Origin of the sequence: Steroidobacter sp., from assembly GCF_016790065.1 — a bacterium.
Lineage (GTDB): Bacteria > Pseudomonadota > Gammaproteobacteria > Steroidobacterales > Steroidobacteraceae > Steroidobacter.
Window position 1 is genome coordinate 1 of record NZ_JAEUPY010000374.1, and the last position, 3,763, is coordinate 3,763.

The following is a 3,763-nucleotide window of genomic DNA, read 5'->3' on the forward strand; positions in this document are numbered from 1 at the left end:
ACGAACACCACGTGCTCTGGAATCCACCACTTCGCCACCCTGCCCGCGAAGAACTGCAACAGCTCTTCGGCGGTCGCTGATGCACCTGGCTTCAGTACCGCGATCAATAGCGGCCGCTCTTGCCACTTGGGATGCGGAATCGCAATCGCCGCTGCCTGCGCCACCGCCGGATGCGCGACCGCCAGATTTTCCAGCTCGATGGAGCTGATCCATTCGCCGCCTGACTTGATGACGTCCTTGGTGCGATCGGTGATCTGCATATAGCCCAGCGGACAAATGGTCGCGACATCGCCGGTGTTGAACCAGCCGTCCTGCTCGAACACATCGTCACCGGTACGGCGAAAATAGCTGCCCGCGACCCACGGCCCGCGCACTTTCAACGAACCGAACGTCTTGCCATCGCGCGGCACTTCCACGCCCTCGTCGTCGGTAATCTTGAGTTCGACGCCGAACACCGTGCGTCCCTGACGAGCACGCAACTCTTCACGCCGCTGCTCCGGCAACGCGCTCGCTTCGGGAGACAGCGAACGAATCGTGCCGATGGGACTGGTCTCGGTCATGCCCCACGCGTGTATCACTTCGACGCTGTGTTGCTCGCGCAGCTGATTCATCAGCGCCACCGGCACAGCGGAGCCACCGCAAATCAAATGACTCAGGCTCTCGATACGCTTGCCGGTTTTTTCCAGATACGAGACCAGGCCTTGCCACACCGTGGGCACGCCGGCCGAGAACGTCACCTTCTCTTCCTCGATCAGGGCCTGCAGGGTTTCGGCATCGCCCATCTTGGAGCCAGGGAACACCAACTTGGCGCCAACCATGGGACAGGAATACGGCAGGCCCCAGGCGTTGACATGAAACATCGGCACCACCGGCAGCACCACCTCGTGCGCCGACAATGACATCGCATCGGGTAGCGCCGAGGCATAGCAATGCAGAACCGTCGAGCGATGACTGTAGAGCACGCCTTTGGGATCGCCGGTCGTGCCGGAGGTGTAGCACAACGAACTCGCGGTGCGCTCATCGAACTCCGGCCACTCGAAACTATCGCTCTCGCCGGCAATGAAAGATTCGTAACTGCGTGCCAGCGGCAGCTGTGTCTTGGGCATGTGCGCGTCGTCGGTCATGACCACGACGCCTTCCAGCTTGGGCAGGCGTGACTGCAACTTCTCCACCAGCGGCACGAACACCGGATCGAGGAACAGCCAGCGATCCTCGGCATGATTGAAGATGAAAGCGATCTGATCTTCGAACAGCCGCGGATTGATGGTGTGACAAATGAAGCCGGAGCCGGACACGGCGTAATAGATCTCGAAATGCCGGTAGTCGTTCCAAGCCAGGGTCGCGACCCGGTCGCCATGCTGCAGACCCAAGCGCTTCAGCGCATTGGCCAGCTTGCGCGCTCGCGCGAAGGCATCCCGGTAGGTGTAACGATGCCTGGGATTGTCGGCCACGATCGAAACGATTTCCCGCCGCGGATGCTGGAGTTCCGCATGGCGCGCAATACTGCTGATCAGCAGCGGCCGATCCATCATTTGTCCCAACATCGCAGTCCCCCTCAACTGATCCTCGTAATGGCCGAGTGATACCACAAAAGGGGGCGGGATACTTAACGCGCAGCTACGGCGGGTTGCTCGCCGCGGCAATCACCGCCGGTACCGGGGCGGCCGGTTCTGGCGCCGGCGCGGCGCCAAATCCGAACTCCACCAGAATGCGCGCGATATGGGGATGCTCGCTGCTCCATTGCATAAAATTGACACACACCGCCTTCGAATCGGTGCCTTGCGCATACTCGAACGAATTACCGGTGAAGCGCGCCCCGCCTAGATCCTGTTCGACGCTGACTTGATGCTGGTCCCAAGGGTGTTGCATGGCGTCCGGCTGCGCGAACAGGTGGACTCGATCGACGCGGGCATACGCGGGGATGGTCCCGCACAGCGCGATTCGCTGTGCATCCTGCTCACCACAGGCGACGGTCGGGCTGCTGGCACGACAAGCCGGCACATACACGACCGATTCGACGCTATCGTCGACGGTCGCTACGGACGCGGGCGTCGTCGTAAGTTTCTCGGCAACGACTTCGGGCTTCGTCGCGGCCACGGCTTCAGCTCGTGCCGCTTCTCTTTCGCTGGCAATCAGCGAGCGCAATTCTTTGAGTTCGGTGCGCATGCCACGCATGTCTTCCGCTGCGCGCTCTTTGATGAACTCGGAGTACAGGAAGCCACCCGCGGCGGAGGCGACCATCAACGCCAGCACCGCCAGAATGGATCGCAACGCCGAGCCTTTCTTCGGCCGCACGTCGACCCGGCTGCGCTGCTGTTTGAACGAGCTGAAGATCTGGAACAGCGCCGTGGTCACGGTGGCCAACGCACCGATCATTGCCGCCATAATGGTTTCGGAAAGACCCATCGGAATCCCTTGCCGTTCGTAAGAGTGCTCAGTTATGTCCGATCCGCCGCGGCACTGTAGGCGCCACACTTTGCGGCTTCCGCCAAACAGTTGGCAGTTTCGGGGGCGCGGGCAGCAATGGATGCAAACGCGCGCGGCTCGTTCAGCTGGCGCATTCAGATAACTCGGCAATAGCAGCGTTATGTAGTGCTGCTGTTCAGTTCGGCCTGAGGACCACCAGCACTTCGCCCGCGGCCACGGCATGCCCAGCTGCACACCGCACCTCCACGATTTCTCCTGACTGATCTGCGAGGATGGGGATTTCCATTTTCATCGCTTCGATGATGAGCAGTTCGTCGCCCGCGGCGATCTTCTGGCCTACGGCCGACGATTGTTTCCAAACACTGCCCGTGACTGGCGATGCGATTGCTTCACAGCCTGCCGGGATTGCGGCTGCCGCCATGTCACTTACGACTGTAGGTTCGGCATCGAATGTGAGTTGGCCGCTGGCGCGCCAGCGTTCTCGCTCAGCGTCGAATGCTTCTTGTTGTCGCGCTTTGAAGCTGGCGATGGATTCGCTGTGATCGGTTAGGAACTGGCGATACTCACGTAGCTTCAGCGTGGTCTGTTCGCTGCGCAGTTGGAATTTTCCGCGCGGGAAGTCCTCACGAAGTTGTAATAGCTCGTCCGCTGAGACCGGATAGAACTTGAGTTGGTCGAAGAAGCGCAGCAGCCATTGTTTGCCGCCGTTGAAGTCTGGTGTCTGCCGATAGCGATTCCACATTTGTACAGTGCGGCCGACGAACTGATAGCCGCCCGGACCTTCCATGCCGTACACACACAGATAAGCACCACCGATGCCGACGGCATTCTCTGGCGTCCAGGTGCGGGCGGGGTTGTATTTGGTCGTGACCAGGCGATGGCGCGGATCGAGCGGCGTCGCGACCGGTGCGCCGAGGTATACGTCGCCTAGGCCCATCACTAAATAGTTTGCTGTGAAGACGATGCGTTGGACGTCTTCGATGGAGTCGAGTCCGTTCACTCTGCGGATGAACTCAATGTTGCTCGGACACCAGGGCGCATCCTTGCGTACTGACTGCATGTACTTATCAATGGCAACGCGCGTTGCTGGATCGTCCCAGGACAGCGGCAGGTGGACGATGCGACTCGGCACTTCGATGTCGTCGATGGCCGGCAGCTCTTGCTCGGCCCTTCTCAATATATCGAGCAGCACCTTCTGTGAGATCACGCTGCTATCGAAGTGAACCTGCAGCGAGCGAATACCCGGCGTGAGTTCGCGCACGCCCCGCACTCGCTGCTGCTGCAGCCAATCCATCAACGCGTGCACCCGGAAGCGCAGCTCCAGATCCAGCACCAG

3 protein-coding genes are annotated in these 3,763 nt (G+C 60.5%); all 3 read right to left on the reverse strand.

What is annotated here, in order from left to right; genetic code table 11:
* The coding region (locus JNL55_RS15335; RefSeq protein ID WP_293855052.1) for a long-chain-fatty-acid--CoA ligase at window positions 1–1,544 on the reverse strand (1,544 nt) is incomplete at its 3' end.
* A 73-nt stretch (window positions 1,545–1,617) separates the two neighbouring features.
* Window positions 1,618–2,406, reverse strand: coding sequence for a hypothetical protein (locus JNL55_RS15340; RefSeq protein ID WP_293855055.1), 789 nt, complete (start codon window positions 2,404–2,406; stop codon window positions 1,618–1,620).
* Between the two features lie 196 nt (window positions 2,407–2,602).
* Window positions 2,603–3,763, reverse strand: a 1,161-nt coding sequence (locus JNL55_RS15345; protein ID WP_293855057.1) for a carboxyltransferase domain-containing protein, incomplete at its 5' end; no start/stop codon positions are given.